We start from the raw sequence: 19,566 nt of genomic DNA, 5'->3' as shown, positions 1-19,566 counted from the left end.
TTGAGTAAAAAAGTCATTTGAGCGAAAAAGTAAATAGGGAGATAACTATGAATACCACTGATACGATTGTTGCTCAGGCTACCCCACCAGGACGGGGTGGTGTTGGCATTTTACGTGTTTCCGGCCCGAAAGTTGCACAGGTAGCTGAGGTGGTATTAGGTAAATTACCCAAATCCCGTTACGCGGATTATCTGTCATTTCGTGATGTAGATGGTCAGATACTTGATCAGGGGATTGCTATTTACTTTCCGGGGCCTAACTCCTTTACTGGAGAAGATGTACTGGAGCTTCAAGGTCATGGTGGACCGGTTATTCTCGATTTGCTACTTAAACGTATTCTGACGCTACCAGGTGTGCGAATCGCTAACCCTGGTGAGTTTTCTGAACGCGCTTTTCTTAATGACAAACTGGATTTAGCTCAGGCGGAAGCCATTGCTGATCTGATTGATGCCAGTTCGGAGCAAGCAGCCCGTTCAGCGATGAATTCCTTGCAGGGCGCTTTTTCTACTCAAGTTCACCAGATGGTGGAAGTACTTACTCACTTACGCATCTATGTAGAAGCGGCTATTGATTTTCCAGATGAAGAGATTGATTTCCTTTCTGATGGGAAAATCGAAGCCAAGTTGGATGAAGTGATGGTTGAGCTTGAGCGTGTACGTTCTCAGGCTCGTCAGGGCAGCCTGTTACGTGAAGGGATGAAAGTTGTTATCGCCGGTCGCCCTAATGCAGGAAAGTCCAGTCTACTTAATGCATTAGCAGGTCGTGAAGCGGCTATTGTGACGGATATTGCAGGTACAACCCGTGATGTGCTGCGTGAACATATCCATATTGACGGTATGCCGTTGCATATCATTGATACCGCGGGTTTGCGTGAAGCCAGTGACGAAGTTGAGCGTATTGGTATTGAGCGTGCTTGGCAGGAGATTGAGCAGGCTGATCGTGTGCTGTTTATGGTAGATAGTACGACAACGAACGCGGTTGAACCGGTGGAGATCTGGCCTGAATTTATGGCTCGTCTGCCTAAATCGCTCCCTATCACGGTCGTTCGTAATAAAACAGATATGACTGATGAAGAGACAGGTATTGCCGAAGTAAGTAGTTACTCGCTAATTCGACTTTCTGCCCGTAGCGGTGAAGGCATTGATTTATTGCGCGATCATCTGAAAGAAACGATGGGTTTTAGCAGTAATACCGAAGGTGGTTTCTTGGCTCGTCGTCGTCATTTACAGGCATTAAATACCGCAGCGGAACATTTACAACAGGGCCATGAACAATTGGTGGTTGCCCGTTCAGGTGAATTGCTGGCGGAAGAGCTGCGTCTGGCGCAGCAGGCATTGAGTGAGATCACGGGTGAATTTACTTCCGATGATTTGCTAGGAAGGATTTTTTCGAGTTTTTGTATTGGGAAGTGAAGTGGTCATTTTTAAAGTGTAACGCTTCAAAACCCATTTACTTCGCTTTGATCCGTTTTACCAAAATTCCATTGTGCATTGTAAAGCCGTTTTCCGATTGCTTTTAAAAAAATGGCGCTGTTTTAAAAGCGCCAAATACAGTGCGGTAATACGCTGTTCCAACAGTCATAACATCTGTTACCGGAACAAAATTGTTTTTAAATGATCGTCTGTCAAATCAAACTCAGGATCTTTACCTGTTAACGCTTTCGTTAATGGCATAATTTTGGTCCTCACACCCATTCCTCGGTAATCGACATAGCCATAATCACGTAATACTTCCATAACAATGGTATTTCTAGGGGAACGCTGTCCTGCTTTCATTTTTTCTATCGTCATAGAGTTTGGTAGCGAACCCGGGCTAATTACTTCAAGCCGGTCAGAATAACCAGATACTTCAATTTCAACAAAACGCGTCCAATCGCGGTGCGCCAGCGCATTGACCAAGGCTTCTCTAACGGCCTCAAGTGGATAAAACCACTGTGTCTCTCGCCTTAACTCTTCATTCACCTGATCAGACTCTTGAGAAATAAAGGGACTCATAGCCTCCATGAATTTCTCAATAACGCCACCATCGACTAGCCGTTTATCACCATTTTCAAGATCCCAGCGCCCGACCATTGGGCCATCAATGATGTCATCCAATGCAGCTTGGTATTCCTTATCTTCACCATGAAATACCATGACCCGTAAACCCGATTGTTTGAGATAGCGTCTCGGGCTTTTACCAAATAACACCAAGCCCGCTATTGTGCAGCAAACATTGCCTGCGGCTTCGGTTAAAAAGCCCAGACCAAGTAGCCTTGCTTGCCATTCATCAGGTGTTTTAGGTACATCGGGATCTTGTAAGATATCCTTTACATAATTGGTTAGGCGAGCGTCATCCAAACAACTCATATCTGTACGAGGCACAGGCATTACTTCAGTATGCAGCATTCCACCCAATTCAAACAATCGCATCTGCTGCTCTCTAGTTGCTAGCCTCGATGTTGTCCCAACACGAATATAGATTTCCTCTTTTCCGCTATGGCGAACGATGTAGGGTTTCGAAATGCCGATGGGAAAGCTAACGATAGCAACTAGTTTGCCATCATCCAATTTCACTTCTTCGTAAAACGGCAGAATCATCGGATGAATTTTGCTCTGAAAGACATTCATAACCCACTCTTCAAGATCATGCCTTTGTACGCCGCTAATAGTGCCGTCATCTTCCACACCTAGCAGTACCCGTCCCCCTTGAAAGTTGGTCATAGCAACAACTTCTTTGGCTAACTGCTCAGGACGTATATCATCTCGCTTAAATTCCACACCTGAGTTTTCGCCATTGGCAATAATTTCCAACAATTCTGTTTTTAACATCGTTCTCTCCCAAGGAAGTAAGGCATTCAGTTAAAGCCGTACTTTTCACGGCGTTGATTAAATGCACTCTCACCACCTTCCAATATATCTGCCGCTAGTTTTTGCACTTCTGGCATATCGATCGCACCCTGTTGTTCTGGCAGGATCAACCCTTTGTTATCTTCCACACTCAACACGCCAATCCATTCCGCGTCGCCAAATACCGGAATATTGGCGTTGTGGGTTGCGAACAAGAACTGTCGGCTTAGCTTGGCTCTGCGCAGCTCAGCAACGATACGCTCAGCAATAAAGGCGTTATCAAGGTTATCTTCCGGCTGATCAAGGATAAGCGGATCTTGGTTGTCCAATAGCAATAGGTGCAAAATCGCCGTACATTGTTGGCCGGTCGATAATTCCTCAATTGGGCGGAAAACGGCCTCCCGTTCACCATGAGTTATATTCAGCTCAATCGCCATTGTATCGGGAAGCTGCAACTCTTCTAGCTCAAGTAGTTTATACTCAGGCAAACGGCTTAACGCTCGTACAACGGAATTAGGTATACCGAAATTGGAGGTTAATTCAGTCTCACCTTGGCGAATAGTGGCAGCAAGATTAGCTGGTGTGAACTCACCCTCTAAAACCCACGCTAGCCTTTTCTGCCCAACACCTTCCAAATTGCAATCACTCAGGAAATTCACTAATTCTTGGCGGTTACCTTCAGAATTCAGACTAAGGCGTACCTTCTGATCTAACTTGCGAGTGAGCCGTTTAACCGACTTCTGCATGGCGCTAGCACGTGCGCTGGTCTGCTGATCTAACTCAAGCAATAGTTTCTTGCGCTGACTATAGAGCTCGTTGAGTTGGGTTTGTCGGTTTTGCAAGGCAATTTCTTTTGGGCGAATCTGTTCAATTTGCTTTAGTAAGGTTTGATATTCAGCGCCAATCTGCCGCCCCGTTTTACCTTGACTTGTAGGTATGTCTTTAAATGCATTTTCAAGTTGTTCTTCTTCCGCACACAATCTTTCCAACAGTTGTTGCTGTAGAGGAAGTAAATCACTCGAGGCTTTACTGGAGAGCTCCTCAACTTGGGTTAAACATTGAGTTAAAGAGCTCTTTAACATTTCCAAAACTTGACGCTTTTGTTTTAAAAGATTTAAGTGTGGCAACCCTTCTAAGCTGGCATCGCTTAAAAATACCGTATCTGGCAAACTGTCTTTTAAGATGTTGATAGCTTCTTTTATTCGAGTAATTTCTTCATTAACTCTCCCACTCAGTTGTTTTTCCTTTTCCAGCTTTGGAATCGCTTTCAACTTTTCATCAATACCCAGCGTCTGGAATTGTTTAGCCTGATCTAATAACTTGGGTAAGCGCTCAACTTCTGCCTCAACATCTGCTTTTTGGCTAAGCGCACGAATAATGGTTTCACGATTATCCTTAAGGCTCACTAGCACTTTGGCTATGGCCTTATCAAACTGTTCGTGCTCACTTCCCAAGAATCGTTCAATAAGTAGGTTTCGGCTTTGCTCATCCCGAGTCATCTCATAAATTTCATTCTGACCGTACAGTTCAACGCCAGGCAGTAAATCTTTGGGGTGATAAGGTAAAATTCTGCCGTTTTCATTCACCACTGGCTGGTTTCCATATTTGCGGCTCACCGTAAATATGCGGCCATGCATGGTTGCAGAGCGAACACTTACTTCAACCATGCCTTTTTCGAGACCTAAGTTATTTTTTACAATAGCGTCATGCTGAGCTTTCGATGCTTTACCAAAAGGTTCTAAATCAAAAGCATAGCGAATACACTCCAGCAGAGTTGATTTGCCCGTACCTCTACCACCAATCACTGCGTTTAAGTGATCCGATAATTCAATATCCACACCATCAAGGTAACCGCCGACAAAACGAATACGTTCGATAGCTGACGCATAGTTTTCCGGTTTGTCTGAATTTAGCCGCACTCTGGAGCCCGCATCTAAAAAAGCTTGCTTGAAAGAAGTGAAGCAGGGCTTGGTCATTTTAATTAAACAAGAAGCGCCATCAGCTTTAATCTCTTCAGGCTTCGCCACATCAGCGGCATTGATGGCAGCCATTTCCCGCTCGCGGCGATAGTTATCATCCTTATTCAGGAAAACTTTACGATAAAAGTCGCTTTCTACACCTTTTAGGTCCTCAACTGAACCTGGGATCTGAGCAGCCAACAGCCTTTCATGTTGCCAAACATGATTCATCCGCCGCTTTAACACGCCATCATCATTAGTACAGTGGGCTGCGAAAATGAAACCATACTTGTTTACGTAATTAATAATATCCGAGGCAGATTTCTGTACTGGAGCTTCCGGCTGGTTTATATCCACACCCAATGCTCCCAAATGCCTGTTTATCAGATCAACCGAAGCTGATTCGTCAAACAAGCAAACGAAGTGAATCTTCTCACTGGAGGCAACTTCAAAGCCGGGGAACACCACGATTCCATGTTGTGCAAAGAGATCTTTGATCTTTTCAAAACCATTCACCGACCCATGATCAGCTAGGCCAATGACTTCAATTCCCATCTTTAGCGAAGCATTTAACAATTGCTGATTATAATCATCTTCAGAGAGCGCCTGTTGCTGCCCCCGATATTTTATGTAGCTTGAAGAATTTACCTGCAATGCACACTTGAAAAAACGTGCTTTAGCGTGCTTATTGGTCTGAATAGTCATACTTATACTCCACTTATACAGGCATATTCATCATTCAGGCTTTGGTAATTTACATCGACAAAATTGTCTTAAAGCAGATCCGTATTAAGTCCTGCTATTTTCAAACGCGGCGTCAAATTGCGCATTTTACTGAACTCAGTGCCAAAACTCTGGCTAAGCCCAACACCTTCACAAAAGTCTTTAGCTGTAATGTTTTTCAGTTCATCGGCATACTTAATCATTTGTAAATGCAGCTCAGCCGTGTACTGATTGCGTGGCGCATTCGCTAAAACCTGCTTGATCCTTTCGTAAATATCTTGTTCGTTTATCATAACCTTTACCATCGAACATTTAGATAATTTAGCTAAATTATATAATTTATATGCGTACTGCAAGAAAGACTGTAGTTGCGTTGGTAAACGTTCTAAGGCCGTTGGATTTGATAAGGATTCGATGGCAAGAATTCTTACTGAATATGCTGAGACGGTTGATACAGTTGTCATGAATGTCAGAGGCCAGTTGCCTATAGATTTCCCTGTTCATATCAGTAACTCGATATTGGGAGGGTTACAAGCCAGAGCAAAGCGCCTGAAAATTGGGTGGGATTAACATTCTCATCAACATTATCTACAGCAAGTGCCATATAAATATGGCACCCACTCACATTATGGTTTTATACCTTACTTTTTACCGGCAACGTCTAGTTGCTGATAAATATAGTGTTTATAACTTTCCACTAGCGCTTTATCCTGACAATCATCCAGTGCTCCCCGGCAGAGATGACGCATTGTCATATTCGCGCGATAAAAAGGTGAAGCATCCAGTTTAGCTCTCTCCATAATCATGCTGCCAAGAAATGAAATATCCGTCAGTTCATCAGTCTGAATAGATTCTCCCTGTTGCAAGTTATCCCGCATAGTAAACTGGGTGATATGACCCGGGTTTGAAAATACGCCATTGTACTGATTTAAGCTGATATTGGGTTGATGATCACCGAAGTAGAGGAAAATGGTCGGTTTTTCCCGTTTAGCAACAAACTCACTGAAATCTTTGATTGCCGGATCAGAAGCTTTGATTTTCTCCATATAGTGACTGAACTTCCCCACTGCCTGTGAATTTTTCACATGTCCGGTAAGCCCGTAATCATCAGCGTGATCTTCATCATATGGGCCGTGTTCATACATAGTCAGCGAGAAAATAAAGAGCGGCTTATCCGTTTCCCGTGCCAAAATGTCTTTCACATAACTCAACATCTCTTGGGTAGAAATAGTCCACAGATTTTTATCGAGACTGGCGGGATATCCCAATTCCTGTGGCTGAATAATGTGATCGACTCCGAGAGTTTGGTAGGCATGACCCGAATGATAAGACGATTTATTAAATGGCGTCAAAACAACCGTGTAATAACCATTCTGTTTCATTTCACGGAACAAACTGTATTTCAGATGATCAACAATAAAATAAAAAACCGCATTCTTACGTGAGCCAAAATCATCGGTGTTTAAACCTGTCAGAGCAGAGAATTCAGATAACCAGGTACCACCACCGAAAGTTTGCACCCGCATTGGGCTTTGTGCGCTAACACCAGAATCCCGCTGAAACATATAAAGATGAGGTAAGCGGGTATCATCAGGCAACTGATAGATATGTGGAGTCACGGTGGATTCCTGTAATAACATCACCACGTCAGGTTTGATCGCTGACTGCGGCACAGGCAGCATGACATTCTTAGCCTGTTGCAGAAAATAATCGGATGATTGCCCAAACTGCGGCGCATGATATTTGGCATCCTTAGCCGACATCACCATATTGGTGACTGTACCACGTCCTTTTGGTAGTGAAGATTCCCACTGCTCTCTGAACCCATTGGCGGTAGCGCTCACTTCCCATGTACAGAACGCCGCCAGAACCAAGCCGACAGTACGCCATTTGAAACCACGGAGGGGAGATGATTTTTTCCAGCTCAGCGTCATGTTAAAGATCAGCCAGATAAACATCGCGACAATGCCTAAACCGGCCAACCAATAGTGGCGTAATGTTTCCTGATTGGCAGGATCAAACATCAAGTTTAGATCGGAGAACATCAACTGCTCTTTGTAGTAATGAACTTTTATCTGATTGAGGAATTTGAAGATAATAAACAGTGTTCCGGTAAAGGCAGCGGAAAACAGTAACCGGGCTGACACAAAAAACGCAAGGCCAAATATCACACCAAACACACCGACAGCGATCAGTGCCGGATAAATATCTTCACTTTTTTCAAAAACCAGTATTAAAGTTGCAATAAACAATAATCCTAGATAAACACCCGATATTATCTTCTTTTTCATCGTATTGAATCCAATTAATAGACGGTTCACGGTTGGCAAAAATAACACAGCTCAGTTAAATCGATGAAACAAGACGGTAATTTTGCTGAAATCATCTATATTTTAAATAAAAAAATCATCAGAATAGCCCACTATCTCTGAGAATATGTGACTCGGTCTGACGACGCGTAAAACCACTGCGATCAAAAAATTCCAATATCTGAATAGCCAGTTTGCGACCGATACCGAGTTGATCACGAAAATCGGCAACGGTAATCGCACCATAATTTTGATTGAATTGACGAATCAGCTCGGCAAACTGCTGAATTCGTTGGCTGCAATAATAACGATCAGGAACAATAGCGATAATATGCCCCAATTGAGCGGATTTTTTCAATAAACTACGGATTTTGGCCTCTTCTTCTTTTAAATCGGCAGCCAAGTCACGTACCCACCAGGGATCATCTGTGAAATAGGGGGCTATTTGTTGCCACAATTTTGCCTGTTCATCACTAAAAGCTAAACCATGTTCAGGAAGGTATAACCAACCATGCAACTGCTTTAACTGCCCACTACTGAGCAAAGCATCCATCAAAGTATAAACCAGTGCTTCATCCAACGTTGGCAGTGCCATCCGTTTCAAACGTGCCCGGCCTAAACCCAGTTGATCAACATGTTGCTGGTGATATTCTGCCAAAACGTGTAACAACTTCTGCTTTGCTAACCTGGCATTGTTCTGTGATAACACCATACCATCGGCAATAATCACATCCTTATCAACGATTAGCTGGTGGAGAGCGGCTTCCGTTAACTGGTGCGCCCAACAAAAATGGTCGAGAGAAAATGCACCTCGTGGCAAATGGAGCGCTAAATTAGCCGCATGATCTGATGTTCTGGCAAGCTGAGTGAGCCAATACAAAAATTCTGGTTGGCGCTTACCACGGCGAGGGGAATTTAGGTTTATCACCCGTGCACCCGCCAGTGTTTTTCTGGCACTGATATCTCGCAGTATCAGTCGATCATCCTCAACCAACCACAATGGGCTATCAAGTACCAATTCAGCCAGCAGAGGCTTATCAGAAAGCTGATTCAGCAATGAAATCCGCCCCGTTATATGGCTGGCGGCATGATGAATGTGAAGTGATTGCCAGTTTCGCAAAGGTTCATCAGTTTCTACTTCCACCAGTACTTTCTCTACGTGCTCAAAGGGCTTGTGGGAAAGTAGCCAGTCACCACGGGAAACCTGTTCTTTACTCACATCACCAGTAATATTCAATGCAATACGCTGCCCGGCCTGAGCCGTATCGGTCTGTTGATTCTGAGCATGTAAGCCACGTACCCTGACTTGCTGATCCCGGCCGGTCAGCCAGAGGATATCTCCCACACTGACTCGGCCAGCCAATGCCGTTCCCGTTACCACCAGACCTGCGCCTTTGACACTGAAAGCGCGATCTATCGCCAGACGAAAACGCTGATATAATTTTTTATGCTGCTTATTTTGCTGATGTAACTGCAACAGATGCTGCCTCAAAGGGACAATACTTTCTTCATCCGTTGCAGCCGTTACAAACAGAAGGAACTCGCTCCAACCTTGCGTTGCCAGCTCATATTCAATCTGCTGACGAACTTCAACTATTCGTTGTGCTGCCACCCGATCCGCTTTAGTGAGCGCAACTGTCATGGCCGGGCGGCCAATCAAACGCAGAATAGCTAAATGTTCTCTCGTTTGAGTCATTACCCCATCGTCACAGGCAACCACCAATAAAACATGATTGATACCTCCGATCCCTGCCAACATATTAGCGAGGAATTTCTCATGTCCGGGTACATCGATAAAACCAACCGAAGAGCCATCCGATTGCGGCCAATAGGCATAACCTAAGTCGATGGTCATACCCCGTTTTTTTTCTTCCGGCAAATGAGCCGTATTAACGCCGGTAATCGCTTGAATGAGAGTGGTTTTACCATGATCAACATGGCCGGCAGTGGCAAAAATCATAATAGTTTCAGAGAATTATTTTATTTCTATAAATTACAGTAATAGTGCCTGCAATAGCGCTTTTTCATCTTCAAGGCAGCGTAAATCCAGCCATAAACACCCGCCAGAGATACGACCAATAACGGGTTTCGCTAATCCACGCCAGCATCGGGCCAACCGCTCCAACGAGCTTCCCTGACTATCAACGGCAGCAAAAGTCAAAGCCCAACTTGGCAAACGATCAACCGGCAATGAGCCACTGCCAATCTGTGAATAACATGGTTCATCACGAACAATAAATTGGTCGCCGTAATGTGCTTGGAGCTGAGGTAATAGCCGTTGTGCCATATCATGCATTTGTTGTTGTGAACGGGTTAACAAACGTAACGTTGGCAACTGCTGGCAAAGCTGTTCGGGGCGCTGATATAACCGCAATGTGGCTTCCAAGGCGGCTAGCGTCATCTTATCTGCCCGCAAAGCGCGTTTTAGAGGATGACGCTGGATGGCTTCTATCCAGCGCTTTTTGCCAAGAATAATGCCAGCTTGTGGTCCCCCCAGTAATTTATCACCAGAGAAAGTGACCAGATCGATGCCCTGATTCAGATAATCCTGGGGCATAGGTTCGGCTGGCAATCCATATTGCGCCATATTGATCATGGAACCACTACCCAGATCAATGGCAGTAGGAATTTGCGAGGCCATTCCTAGAGTGGCCAATTCACGACCAGACACTTCTACGGTAAAACCTTCAATATTGTAGTTACTGGTATGCACTTTCATGAGGAGAGCGGTCTCTTCATTAATCGCTTGCCGATAATCTTTCAGGTGAGTGCGGTTCGTTGTACCGACTTCAACTAATTGGCATCCTGCTTGAACCATCACATCAGGAATACGAAATGCGCCACCAATTTCCACTAGTTCACCACGAGAAACCACAACTTGCTTACCGTCTGCTACGGTTGCCAACAATAACAATACCGCCGCTGCATTGTTATTAACAATACAGGCATCTTCCGCCCCGGTTAATTCACACAGCAAATCCGCCAAAGCATGGTCACGGTGTCCACGTCCGGCGTTATTGAGGGAATATTCCAACGTTACAGGTGAACGCATCACTTGTGTTACTGCTTCAATCGCTGATTCTGCCATTAATGCTCGGCCAAGATTGGTATGAATCACCGTACCACTAAGATTGAACACCGGCTTTAAAGCCAAAACTTGTTTCTGTTCCAATTGCAGGCCAAGTGCCAGGGCCCAGTTATCACACCAATCAGGCAGTGCCTGATACTGCTTGATATAGATTCTGGCCTGCTCCTGCATTCCTCTTAATGTTGCAGTTACCAACGTCTGTCCATATTGTTCCACGAATGGTGCTATCTGTGGTTCACGTAATAGACGATCAATGGCGGGGAGCTGGCTGTACAACAGGCACGGTTTATGTGTCATGGCAATTCCGTCAACTTACTATTACTCATTTAGGAACAAAAACGGGTTGATGCTACTGCGGGCAAAACCTTCCTCTTCCATTTTGGCATCGAGGATAAGTGAAGCTAAATCATCAGCAACAGCTTCAACTTTTGGATCTTTCTCCTGATAGAGAATTTTCAAATAACTACCGCAATCACCACAACTTTCCGCTTTCACGGCGGCTTGCTCACTATCCAGTGACCAATAATTAAGATCGCGGGTCTGTTCGCAATTACTGCATTTTACCCGTACCACATGCCATTCACTTTCACACAAACTACAATGCAGATAACGCAACCCGCTGGTTGTGCCAATCTGAACCACACTAGAGACCGGCATACTGTTGCAAACCGGGCAAAACTGACGATGTTCACCATATTCTGCCCTCGCTTTTCCTGGGATTTGATTTGCCATTTGTGCCCAATAGAGGGAAAGTGCCGCCCAGATAAAAAGTGCTTTTTCAGGGCTGACTTTACTGAATTCATTTTTCAGCAGAGCATCGGCCATCTGCTCCAGCTCCTGTTCCGACGCTTTTTCTAGATTGTCCAGAACGGCATTAATATGTTCCGATGCATCTGGCAGTAATTCTGCTATCAGAGAGTGAAGTAATTTTTGCCAGTGCTCAGTACGTTGGAAGGTTTTACAATCCAGAGGCGGTTTACCTTCAATGACAGATTTTTCTAAGATATCTGCTATCTCCATTTTCAATGGATTATCATGCAACATTTTTTGCTGAGCTTGGGCAACTTGAGCTGAAAAGTTAAGATAATCAGCTAATGGGCTCTCTTCTGCCAGTTGTTGCAAGCGTTCTGCCCGACGCGGATAAAGATTTCTCAGATTAGCAAAAAGCAGTGGCGGGATATAATCTGCTGCTTTTTCATTGGTGCGATCTTTGCTCAGTTGTTCTTTAGGAACGATGCGGATACTCATTAAGTTCTATCTTCCTGCTATTTGCTTTGAGGCTTTCAGATTAATAGTAATCTGAAGCTTGTTTTTAGTGTTCAGCATAGATCAAAAGTGGTTTCTGGGCTACAGAGATAATACTGGAAATTATGTGGTCGGTAATAATTAATATATTCATGAAATGGTTGTAAATTTTTTTTATAACCATTCATTCTTTATATAAATTTTCTGAAAGAAAAGTATTGTTAAGACATATCTTTTAATTTAGTTTTAAAAATCCCTAAAAAGAGTTAATTGTGATTTTTAACATTTCTTTCTATCATATTTTATATAGTCTGATAGTTAATTAACTCACGGCTAAAAACATATCATTAAAGTGAGTAAGCAATTATCAAAGGTGAATCAAATTTTCATTACTTCATAAGGAAAAAATATCAAAGTTAATAATTACACTCAGGTCCAAAAGTGTTTCAACTATATATATACCTAATAGATTTCGAGTTGCAGCGAGGCGGCAAGTGAACGAATCCCCAGGAGCATAGATAACGATGTGACTGGGGTGAGTGAAAGTCGCCAACAAAGCAGCAGCTTGAAAGATGAAGGGTATAGTTAATTATAGTGGTACTATCTATGTTTTATATAATAACCTCATTTAAAAATACAGAAAGGGTAATTCAATGCTAATCGATCTCATTACGTCATATAGAAAAACAGCTGCAATCTATACTTTTGTTGATGCTGGTTTATCTATTCACTTTAAGAATGGAGTTTATGTAGATATTAACAAACTTGCCAGTCAATATGGTATTGATTATTCGAGACTTAATCGACTATGTGATTTCTTAATTGAAATAGGAGTATTGGTTAGCAGCAATGATAGAGTTGCACTTTCTGAGGAATGCAGTGCACTTGCTGATCCTAATAGCATAGAATTCTTAACAGTAAAATATGAAATCAATCCAGAACATTGGCATTCTTGGTTAATGTATCCAAAATCCTTACTGGAAAACAATGGAAAATCGGCATTTGAAATGGTGTATGGGAAATCATTCTTTGAGCATTTGGATAGTAATCAGGTATTAAAATCAGATTTTGACGCTTTAATGTCAAAATTTACAAATAAAATAATTAAAGAATTGTTTGTTATTTATGATTTTAATAAACATAACAAAATATTAGATCTGGGTGGTGGAGACGGAGAGCTTTTGATCAGAATCAGTGAACAAGTCAAAGGAAAAGATTACGCTGTATTGGACAGATATAATGAAGCGCCTATTTCAGAAGGTATAAACTTCATAAATGGAGATTTTTTTAAACCAATTCCGACAGGTTATGATTTATATATTTTAAAGAATGTTCTCCATAACTGGCCTGATAATGATGCTATATCCATTTTGAAGAACTGCCGAGAAGCGATGGATAATAACACAACCCTCCTGATAATAACCTTAATGAAAAAACCGCAATCCTTGGTAGTTAAATCTGTGGATATATTAATGGATATGCTATTTTCGGCGAAACAACGTTATTTGTCTGAATTCGAAGATATCGCTAACCAAGCGGGGCTCGTCATTCGAGATTATAAAGATATAGATGAAATATTTTCACTTATCGAATTAGAGGTAAAATAAATTATTAGGGATTTATGGTTATTTCCAAAGATGATTATATTCATATTCTATCGTTGGAAAATAGATATAAAATGTGGCATCAAGATATTTTATGCCACATTTTTATTTTATGTTAATAATTAAATGCATAGGTATTAAAATAGAAAGTAAATTTATTCTCTGACAATAAAAACGATTAATAACTATATTAAACAATTCTATTTAATTTTATACCTAATAGATTTCGAGTTGCAGCGAGGCGGCAAGTGAACGAATCCCCAGGAGCATAGATAACTATGTGACTGGGGTGAGTGAAAGCAGCCAACAAAGCAGCAGCTTGAAAGATGAAGGGTATAGCAATTTATGAGAAGAGTTAATTGTGATCTTTGTCATTTATTTTTGTCGAATTTAATATAGTCTGATAGTTAACAATTCTGTTCCTAAAAATGCGTTATTAAAGTAAGTTGAACAATGGGAAAATAAGGATAATGAAATCTTTATTATCTCACTAAGAAAAGGTAACAAAGCTAATAATCACATATTAGTTATCGGAATACCCAATTATTCATTATGGTATTTCATCTATTTATAAGATAAAGACATAAAGGATAACTCAATGCTAGCCGAACTTATTACATCGTATAGAAAATCAGCCGCAATCCACGCTTTTGTTGATACAGGTTTATCTATTCACTTTAGAAATGGAGCTTATGTAGATATAGACGAACTTTCCCGTCAATGTGGTATTGATTATTCTCGACTTGATCGATTATGTGATTTCTTAATTGAAATTGGGGTATTGGTTAATCACGGCCATAAAGTCACCCTTTCTGATGAATGCAGTGCACTTGCCGATCCTGAAAGTATGGAGTCATTAATTGTAAAATGGGAACTGAGTCCAGATTGCTGGAACGCTTGGTCAATGTATCCAAGATCTTTACTTGAAAATGATGGAAAACCGGCATTTGAAATAGCACATGGAAAATCATTCTTTGAACATTTAGCGAGTAATAAATTACTCAGATCAAATTTTGATTCTTCAATGTCAAAAGGCTCAGATAAAATAATTGAGAAGCTACTTGATATTTATGATTTTGGTCAATACAACAGAATATTAGATATTGGAGGAGGTGAAGGAAATCTTCTGGTAAGAATCAGTGAGAAGGTAAAAGGAAAACATTACGCTGTATTAGATAGATATGATGAAATTCCTGTTTTGGGAAATATTGATTTTATAAATGGAGATTTTCTAAAATCAATTCCATCAGGTTATGATTTATATATTTTAAAGAATATTATTCACGATTGGTCTGATAATAACGCAATACTCATTTTAGAAAATTGTCGCAAGGCAATGGATAATGGTTCAGCTATTTTATTGATAAGTTATATGAAAAAACCACAATCTAAAATGGTGATATATTTGGACATATTAATGGATGTACTATTTTCAGGAAAAGAGCGTTATTTGACGGAATTCGAACGTTTGGCTAACCAGGCAGGATTGGTTATTCAAGATGTTAAAGATATCGATGAATCATCTTCAATTATCCAGCTAGGAGTAAAATAACGTAAAGATAATCATATATTTTTATTAAATATAATTATATGGATATTATTTATCTAAAAAAGTATATAATAAGTATGTCATGAAAATATTTGATAACATACTTACTGCCTATCCCAATAGGGCTATTTTATTTGCCATTTTGAACCTGGGCAGTGCTCAAACTGCCTGCAACAATTACGCCTATTGGGATTAGCATTTAATATCAATAAAATATATGAATATTAAAGTGGAAAGAAAAATTCATTCGCTGGAAATAAAAATAATTTAAATAGAATAAATAACCGTATTAAATTATTTAATTTGATTTTTAAAACCCCTTAAAAGAGTTAATTGTAATCTTCATCATTTCTTTTTATTATGTTTAATATAGCCTGATAATTAACAATTTTAACCCTATAAATATGTAACCAAAGTAAGTTAACTAATTGGAAAATAAGGAGAATGATATCTTCATTATATTATCAAGAAAAGATAGTAAAGTTAATGAACTCATTCTAGTTGTCAGAATACCTAATAAATCATCATGGTATTTTCTGAATTTTAGATAAAATAATTCATCTTTTTATAAGATAAAGATATAAAGGATAACTAATGCTAGCTGAACTTATTACATCATATAGAAAATCAATTGCTATCTATACTTTTGTCGATACAGGTTTGTCTGTTCACTTTAAAAACGGGGCCTATATAGATATCAACGAACTTGCCAACCAATATGGTATTGATTATTCACGACTTAATAGATTATGTGAATTCTTAATTGAAATCGGGGTATTGGTTAGCAGCAATGATAGAGTTGCACTTTCTGAGGAATGTAATGTGCTTGCCGATCCTGAGAGTATGGAATCATTAATAGCAAAGTGGGAATTTAACTCAGATCTCTGGAACGCTTGGTTAATGTACCCAAAATCCTTACTTGAAAATAATGGTAAATCGGCATTTGAAATAGCGAATGGAAAACCATTCTTTGAACATTTGGATAGTAATGAATTGCTCAAATCAAAATTTGATTCATTAATGTCAAAAGACTCAGATAAAATGATTGAAAAGTTATTTGATATTTATGATTTTAATCAACACGATAAAATATTGGATGTTGGAGGAGGAGAAGGGAATCTTCTGATAAGAATGAGTGAAAAGGTAAAAGAAAAACATTACGCTGTATTGGACAGATATAATGCACTTCCTGCTTACAAAAATATAGATTTTATAGATGGCGATTTTTTTAAATCAATTCCGACAGGTTACGATTTATATATTCTAAAGAATGTTATTCATGATTGGCCTGATAATGACGCAATACTCATTTTGGAAAATTGCCGAGAGGCAATGGGTAATAGCGCAACTATGTTATTAATAACCTTAATGAAGAAACCACAGGCTAGAATAATTAAATATTTTGATATATTAATGGATGTATCATCTTTAGGGAAAGAGCGTGATTTAACGGAATTTGAATATTTGGCTGACCAGGCAGGACTGGTTATTCAAGATGTTAAAGATGTAGACGAATCATATTCAATTATCCAACTAGGTGTAAAATAAATTATAGATAATAGTGGAGCTTCACCAAATATAATGATATGGATATTGTATGTCTGATAAATCTATAACAAGTATGGCATTAAAATATTTGATGCCATATTTTTATTTTCAAATATCATGAAAATATTTAATTGTGATCTTCATCGTTTATTTTTATCAAATTTAGTATAGTATAATAGTTTACGTCTAATAATGGACAATTAAAGTAAGTTAATTGATTGAAAAATAAGGTAAATAAAATATTTATTATCTCATAGGGAAAAGATAACAAAACTAATAATCACAATTTGGTGAAAATATGTTGTTAAAATATCTAATCAATCGTCACGGTATTTCCCGAGTTTTATATATACCTAATAGATTTCGAGTTGCAGCGCGGCGGCAAGTGAACGAGTCCCCGGGAGTATGGATAACGATGTGACTGGGGTGAGTGAAAGCAGCCAACAAAGCAGCAGCTTGAAAGATAACGGGTATGGAAGGATAACGCTATGCTAATCGATCTTATTACATCATGTAGAAAATCAACCGCAATTTATGCTTTTGTTGATATGGGTTTATCTGTTCACTTTAAAGATGGAGCCTGTGTAAATATCAGCGAACTTTCCCGTCAATATGGTCTTGATCATTCTCGCTTTAGCCGGTTATGTGAATATTTAATCAAAATAGGGGTATTGGTTAGCAGCAATGAGGGAGTTGCACTTTCTGAGGAGTGCAGTGCACTTGCCGATCCTGAAAGTATGGAATCATTGATGATAAGGTGCGAAGTTAGCCCAGAATACTGGAACGCTTGGTCAATGTATTCAAAATCCTTATATGAGAATAATAGCAAAACAGCATTTGAAATAGCGCATGGAAAACCATTCTTTGAATATTTGGATAATCATGAATTTTTCAGATCAAATTTTGATTCTTTTATGTCAAAAAACTCGGACAAAATAATAGAGAAAATACTTGATATTTATGATTTTAGTCAACACAACAGAATATTAGATGTTGGAGGAGGAGAAGGAAATCTTTTGATAAGAATGAATGAAAAAATAAAAGAAAAACATTACGCTGTATTGGACAGATATAATGAAACTCCTGTTTTAGAAGATATTGAATTTATAAACGGAGATTTTTTTAAATCAGTTCCATCCAGTTATGATTTATATATTTTAAAGAATATTATCCATAATTGGTCTGATAATAACGCAGTATTAATTTTGCAGAACTGCCGAAAAGCTATGGATGATAATGCAACTGTTTTGTTGATAGGTACGGTGAAAAAATCACAATTAGAAATAATTGATTCTACGGATATATTAATGGATGTACTATTATTAGGGAAAGAGCGTTATTTGAATGAATTAGAAGATTTAGCTCACCAGTCAGGATTTGTTGTTAAAGGCATCAAAGATATAAATGAAAAATATTCAATTATAGCGTTAGGTGTAAAATAAATTACAGATAATTATGGAACTTCACAGAAAATAGTTATATGGATATTTTTTCTCTGAAAACAGATATAACAAATATGGCATCAAAATATCTGATGCTATATTTTCATCTTATATTATTGAATTAAACTTAATTAATAATGGGTAGGGTATGACTACCTTTCATTGATGATATTTGAAGAGGAAATCATTGATGTTTATTTTCCTGTTGCGAAATAGTACGTTCAAAGAATACCTTATAATTTTTCAGGTTTTATAATTATTTATTTCTTCTATAAATGAATGTAAATAGTAATATATATACTACGTTATTTTCTTATATTTAATTATCAAGAGTTCTGAAAAGAGCTAATTGTGATCTTTATCATTTCTTTTTGTCAAATTTAATATAATCTAGTAGCTTACTTTTAACAATGCGGAAACAAAGTAAACTGCACCTTTACACGAAAAGATAACAAAGTTAATAATTACATTTTGTTTCAAATAGGTTGTTGCGATATCCAATCTATCATCATGCTATTTCTTGGATTTTGGATAAAATACTTAATTTTCTCATAATATACAGATATAAAGGATGGCTCAATGCTAACTGAACTGATAGCATCAAATAGAAGATCAGCTGCAATTCATGCTTTTGTTGATACCGGATTATCTACTCACTTTAAAGATGGAGTTTATGTCGATATAAGCGAGCTTTCCCGTAAATCTGGTGTTAATTATGCTCGGTTTAGTCGATTATGTGATTTCTTAGTTGAAATGGGGGTGTTGGTTAGTAACGATAATAAATTCAGGCTTTCTGATGAGTGTCATGTGTTTGCCGATCCTGAAAGTTTTGAGTCATTCATGATAAAGCTTGAAATTTGCTCAGATTATTGTAACGCTTGGTTAATGTATGGAAAATCCCTATTTGAAGATGATGGCAAATCGGCATTTGAAATGGCACATGGCAAGCCATTCTTTCAATATTTGGATGGTGTAGTGGTATAAGAATTCCGGACATCTCACAAGCCTGCTAATCTGATTAACAGTGAAAGTGAGGTATGATGATGAAATTGAAACAGCCAAGATGCCACTATTCCGCTGAATTCAAGTTGGAAGCGGTTCAGCAAGTCATTCTTCATCAGCAACGTGTTGTTGATGTGGCTCGCGCTTTGGGGATAGATACCAGCACACTCGGAAAGTGGGTACGTCAATATAAAGCTGAACAACAGGGGATGACCCCGGCGGGTCAGGCTTTGACTCCCGAACAACGCCGTATACAAGCGCGCTGGAAAA

General features: G+C 39.4%; 15 protein-coding genes. 8 read left to right on the top strand and 7 right to left on the bottom strand.

Annotated features, from left to right (window positions below; all coding sequences use genetic code 11):
* Window positions 1-47 precede the first annotated feature (47 nt).
* The gene (gene mnmE, locus D3222_RS19580; RefSeq protein WP_118987632.1) at window positions 48-1,412 is read left to right on the top strand and encodes a tRNA uridine-5-carboxymethylaminomethyl(34) synthesis GTPase MnmE; all 1,365 of its coding nucleotides are present in this window, start codon (window positions 48-50) and stop codon (window positions 1,410-1,412) included.
* Window positions 1,413-1,589: 177 nt separating this feature from the next.
* Here the strand turns inward: mnmE and D3222_RS19575 are convergent, their stop codons facing one another.
* The 3 genes from D3222_RS19575 to D3222_RS19565 all read right to left on the bottom strand — a co-directional run bounded on the left by D3222_RS19575 (window position 1,590) and on the right by D3222_RS19565 (window position 5,799).
* Window positions 1,590-2,810 (bottom strand): RNA-binding domain-containing protein, encoded by a 1,221-nt coding sequence (locus D3222_RS19575; RefSeq protein ID WP_118987631.1) that lies wholly within the window; start codon window positions 2,808-2,810, stop codon window positions 1,590-1,592.
* Between the two features lie 26 nt (window positions 2,811-2,836).
* Complete coding sequence (locus D3222_RS19570; protein ID WP_198672878.1) at window positions 2,837-5,491, bottom strand: TrlF family AAA-like ATPase; 2,655 nt, start codon at window positions 5,489-5,491, stop codon at window positions 2,837-2,839.
* A 68-nt stretch (window positions 5,492-5,559) separates the two neighbouring features.
* A complete protein-coding gene (locus D3222_RS19565; protein ID WP_118987642.1) occupies window positions 5,560-5,799 on the bottom strand; it encodes an HTH-like domain-containing protein in 240 nt (79 codons plus the stop codon).
* Between the two features lie 124 nt (window positions 5,800-5,923).
* On the opposite strand from D3222_RS19565, the gene D3222_RS19560 reads away from it, so the two are divergent.
* On the top strand, window positions 5,924-6,079 hold the full coding sequence (locus D3222_RS19560; RefSeq protein ID WP_198672877.1) for a hypothetical protein: 156 nt from the start codon (window positions 5,924-5,926) through the stop codon (window positions 6,077-6,079).
* A 71-nt stretch (window positions 6,080-6,150) separates the two neighbouring features.
* On the opposite strand, the gene D3222_RS19555 is transcribed toward D3222_RS19560, so the two are convergent.
* From D3222_RS19555 to fdhE, 4 genes are all read right to left on the bottom strand, one after another.
* On the bottom strand, window positions 6,151-7,800 hold the full coding sequence (locus D3222_RS19555; RefSeq protein WP_118987629.1) for an LTA synthase family protein: 1,650 nt from the start codon (window positions 7,798-7,800) through the stop codon (window positions 6,151-6,153).
* A gap of 118 nt (window positions 7,801-7,918) precedes the next feature.
* Window positions 7,919-9,778 (bottom strand): selenocysteine-specific translation elongation factor, encoded by a 1,860-nt coding sequence (selB, locus tag D3222_RS19550; RefSeq protein ID WP_118987628.1) that lies wholly within the window; start codon window positions 9,776-9,778, stop codon window positions 7,919-7,921.
* Window positions 9,779-9,811: 33 nt separating this feature from the next.
* Window positions 9,812-11,203: an L-seryl-tRNA(Sec) selenium transferase gene (gene selA, locus D3222_RS19545; RefSeq protein WP_118987627.1), complete on the bottom strand. Its 1,392-nt coding sequence runs from the start codon at window positions 11,201-11,203 to the stop codon at window positions 9,812-9,814.
* A 21-nt stretch (window positions 11,204-11,224) separates the two neighbouring features.
* The gene (gene fdhE, locus D3222_RS19540) at window positions 11,225-12,154 is read right to left on the bottom strand and encodes a formate dehydrogenase accessory protein FdhE (protein ID WP_118987626.1); all 930 of its coding nucleotides are present in this window, start codon (window positions 12,152-12,154) and stop codon (window positions 11,225-11,227) included.
* Window positions 12,155-12,804: 650 nt separating this feature from the next.
* On the opposite strand from fdhE, the gene D3222_RS19530 reads away from it, so the two are divergent.
* The 6 genes from D3222_RS19530 to D3222_RS19505 form a co-directional block, all read left to right on the top strand.
* Window positions 12,805-13,758 carry a methyltransferase gene (locus tag D3222_RS19530; RefSeq protein ID WP_118987624.1) on the top strand — a complete coding sequence of 318 codons (954 nt, stop codon included), beginning with the start codon at window positions 12,805-12,807 and terminating at the stop codon, window positions 13,756-13,758.
* Between the two features lie 595 nt (window positions 13,759-14,353).
* On the top strand, window positions 14,354-15,307 hold the full coding sequence (locus D3222_RS19525; protein WP_118987623.1) for a methyltransferase: 954 nt from the start codon (window positions 14,354-14,356) through the stop codon (window positions 15,305-15,307).
* Between the two features lie 591 nt (window positions 15,308-15,898).
* Entirely contained in the window at window positions 15,899-16,852 is a 954-nt protein-coding gene (locus D3222_RS19520) for a methyltransferase (protein WP_118987622.1), read from the top strand.
* A gap of 488 nt (window positions 16,853-17,340) precedes the next feature.
* Entirely contained in the window at window positions 17,341-18,294 is a 954-nt protein-coding gene (locus D3222_RS19515; RefSeq protein ID WP_118987621.1) for a methyltransferase, read from the top strand.
* A gap of 579 nt (window positions 18,295-18,873) precedes the next feature.
* Window positions 18,874-19,278 (top strand): hypothetical protein, encoded by a 405-nt coding sequence (locus tag D3222_RS19510; protein ID WP_198672876.1) that lies wholly within the window; start codon window positions 18,874-18,876, stop codon window positions 19,276-19,278.
* A 59-nt stretch (window positions 19,279-19,337) separates the two neighbouring features.
* The coding region (locus D3222_RS19505; protein ID WP_198672875.1) for a transposase at window positions 19,338-19,566 on the top strand (229 nt) is incomplete at its 3' end.

It is taken from the genome of Photorhabdus sp. CRCIA-P01 (assembly GCF_003545805.1).
GTDB classification, from domain to species: domain Bacteria; phylum Pseudomonadota; class Gammaproteobacteria; order Enterobacterales; family Enterobacteriaceae; genus Photorhabdus; species Photorhabdus antumapuensis.
The sequence above is the reverse complement of the archived record's forward strand: the minus strand, read 5'-3'. Positions and strand labels throughout refer to the sequence as shown.

Coding starts and splice junctions, on each gene's coding strand:
- D3222_RS19570 (WP_198672878.1), bottom strand. CDS start 5,491: ATGACTATTCAGACCAATAAGCACGCTAAAGCACGTTTTTTCAAGTGT.
- D3222_RS19525 (WP_118987623.1), top strand. CDS start 14,354: ATGCTAGCCGAACTTATTACATCGTATAGAAAATCAGCCGCAATCCAC.
- fdhE (WP_118987626.1), bottom strand. CDS start 12,154: ATGAGTATCCGCATCGTTCCTAAAGAACAACTGAGCAAAGATCGCACC.
- D3222_RS19555 (WP_118987629.1), bottom strand. CDS start 7,800: ATGAAAAAGAAGATAATATCGGGTGTTTATCTAGGATTATTGTTTATT.
- selB (WP_118987628.1), bottom strand. CDS start 9,778: ATGATTTTTGCCACTGCCGGCCATGTTGATCATGGTAAAACCACTCTC.
- D3222_RS19530 (WP_118987624.1), top strand. CDS start 12,805: ATGCTAATCGATCTCATTACGTCATATAGAAAAACAGCTGCAATCTAT.
- D3222_RS19575 (WP_118987631.1), bottom strand. CDS start 2,810: ATGTTAAAAACAGAATTGTTGGAAATTATTGCCAATGGCGAAAACTCA.
- selA (WP_118987627.1), bottom strand. CDS start 11,203: ATGACACATAAACCGTGCCTGTTGTACAGCCAGCTCCCCGCCATTGAT.
- D3222_RS19560 (WP_198672877.1), top strand. CDS start 5,924: ATGGCAAGAATTCTTACTGAATATGCTGAGACGGTTGATACAGTTGTC.
- D3222_RS19515 (WP_118987621.1), top strand. CDS start 17,341: ATGCTAATCGATCTTATTACATCATGTAGAAAATCAACCGCAATTTAT.
- D3222_RS19510 (WP_198672876.1), top strand. CDS start 18,874: ATGCTAACTGAACTGATAGCATCAAATAGAAGATCAGCTGCAATTCAT.
- D3222_RS19520 (WP_118987622.1), top strand. CDS start 15,899: ATGCTAGCTGAACTTATTACATCATATAGAAAATCAATTGCTATCTAT.
- mnmE (WP_118987632.1), top strand. CDS start 48: ATGAATACCACTGATACGATTGTTGCTCAGGCTACCCCACCAGGACGG.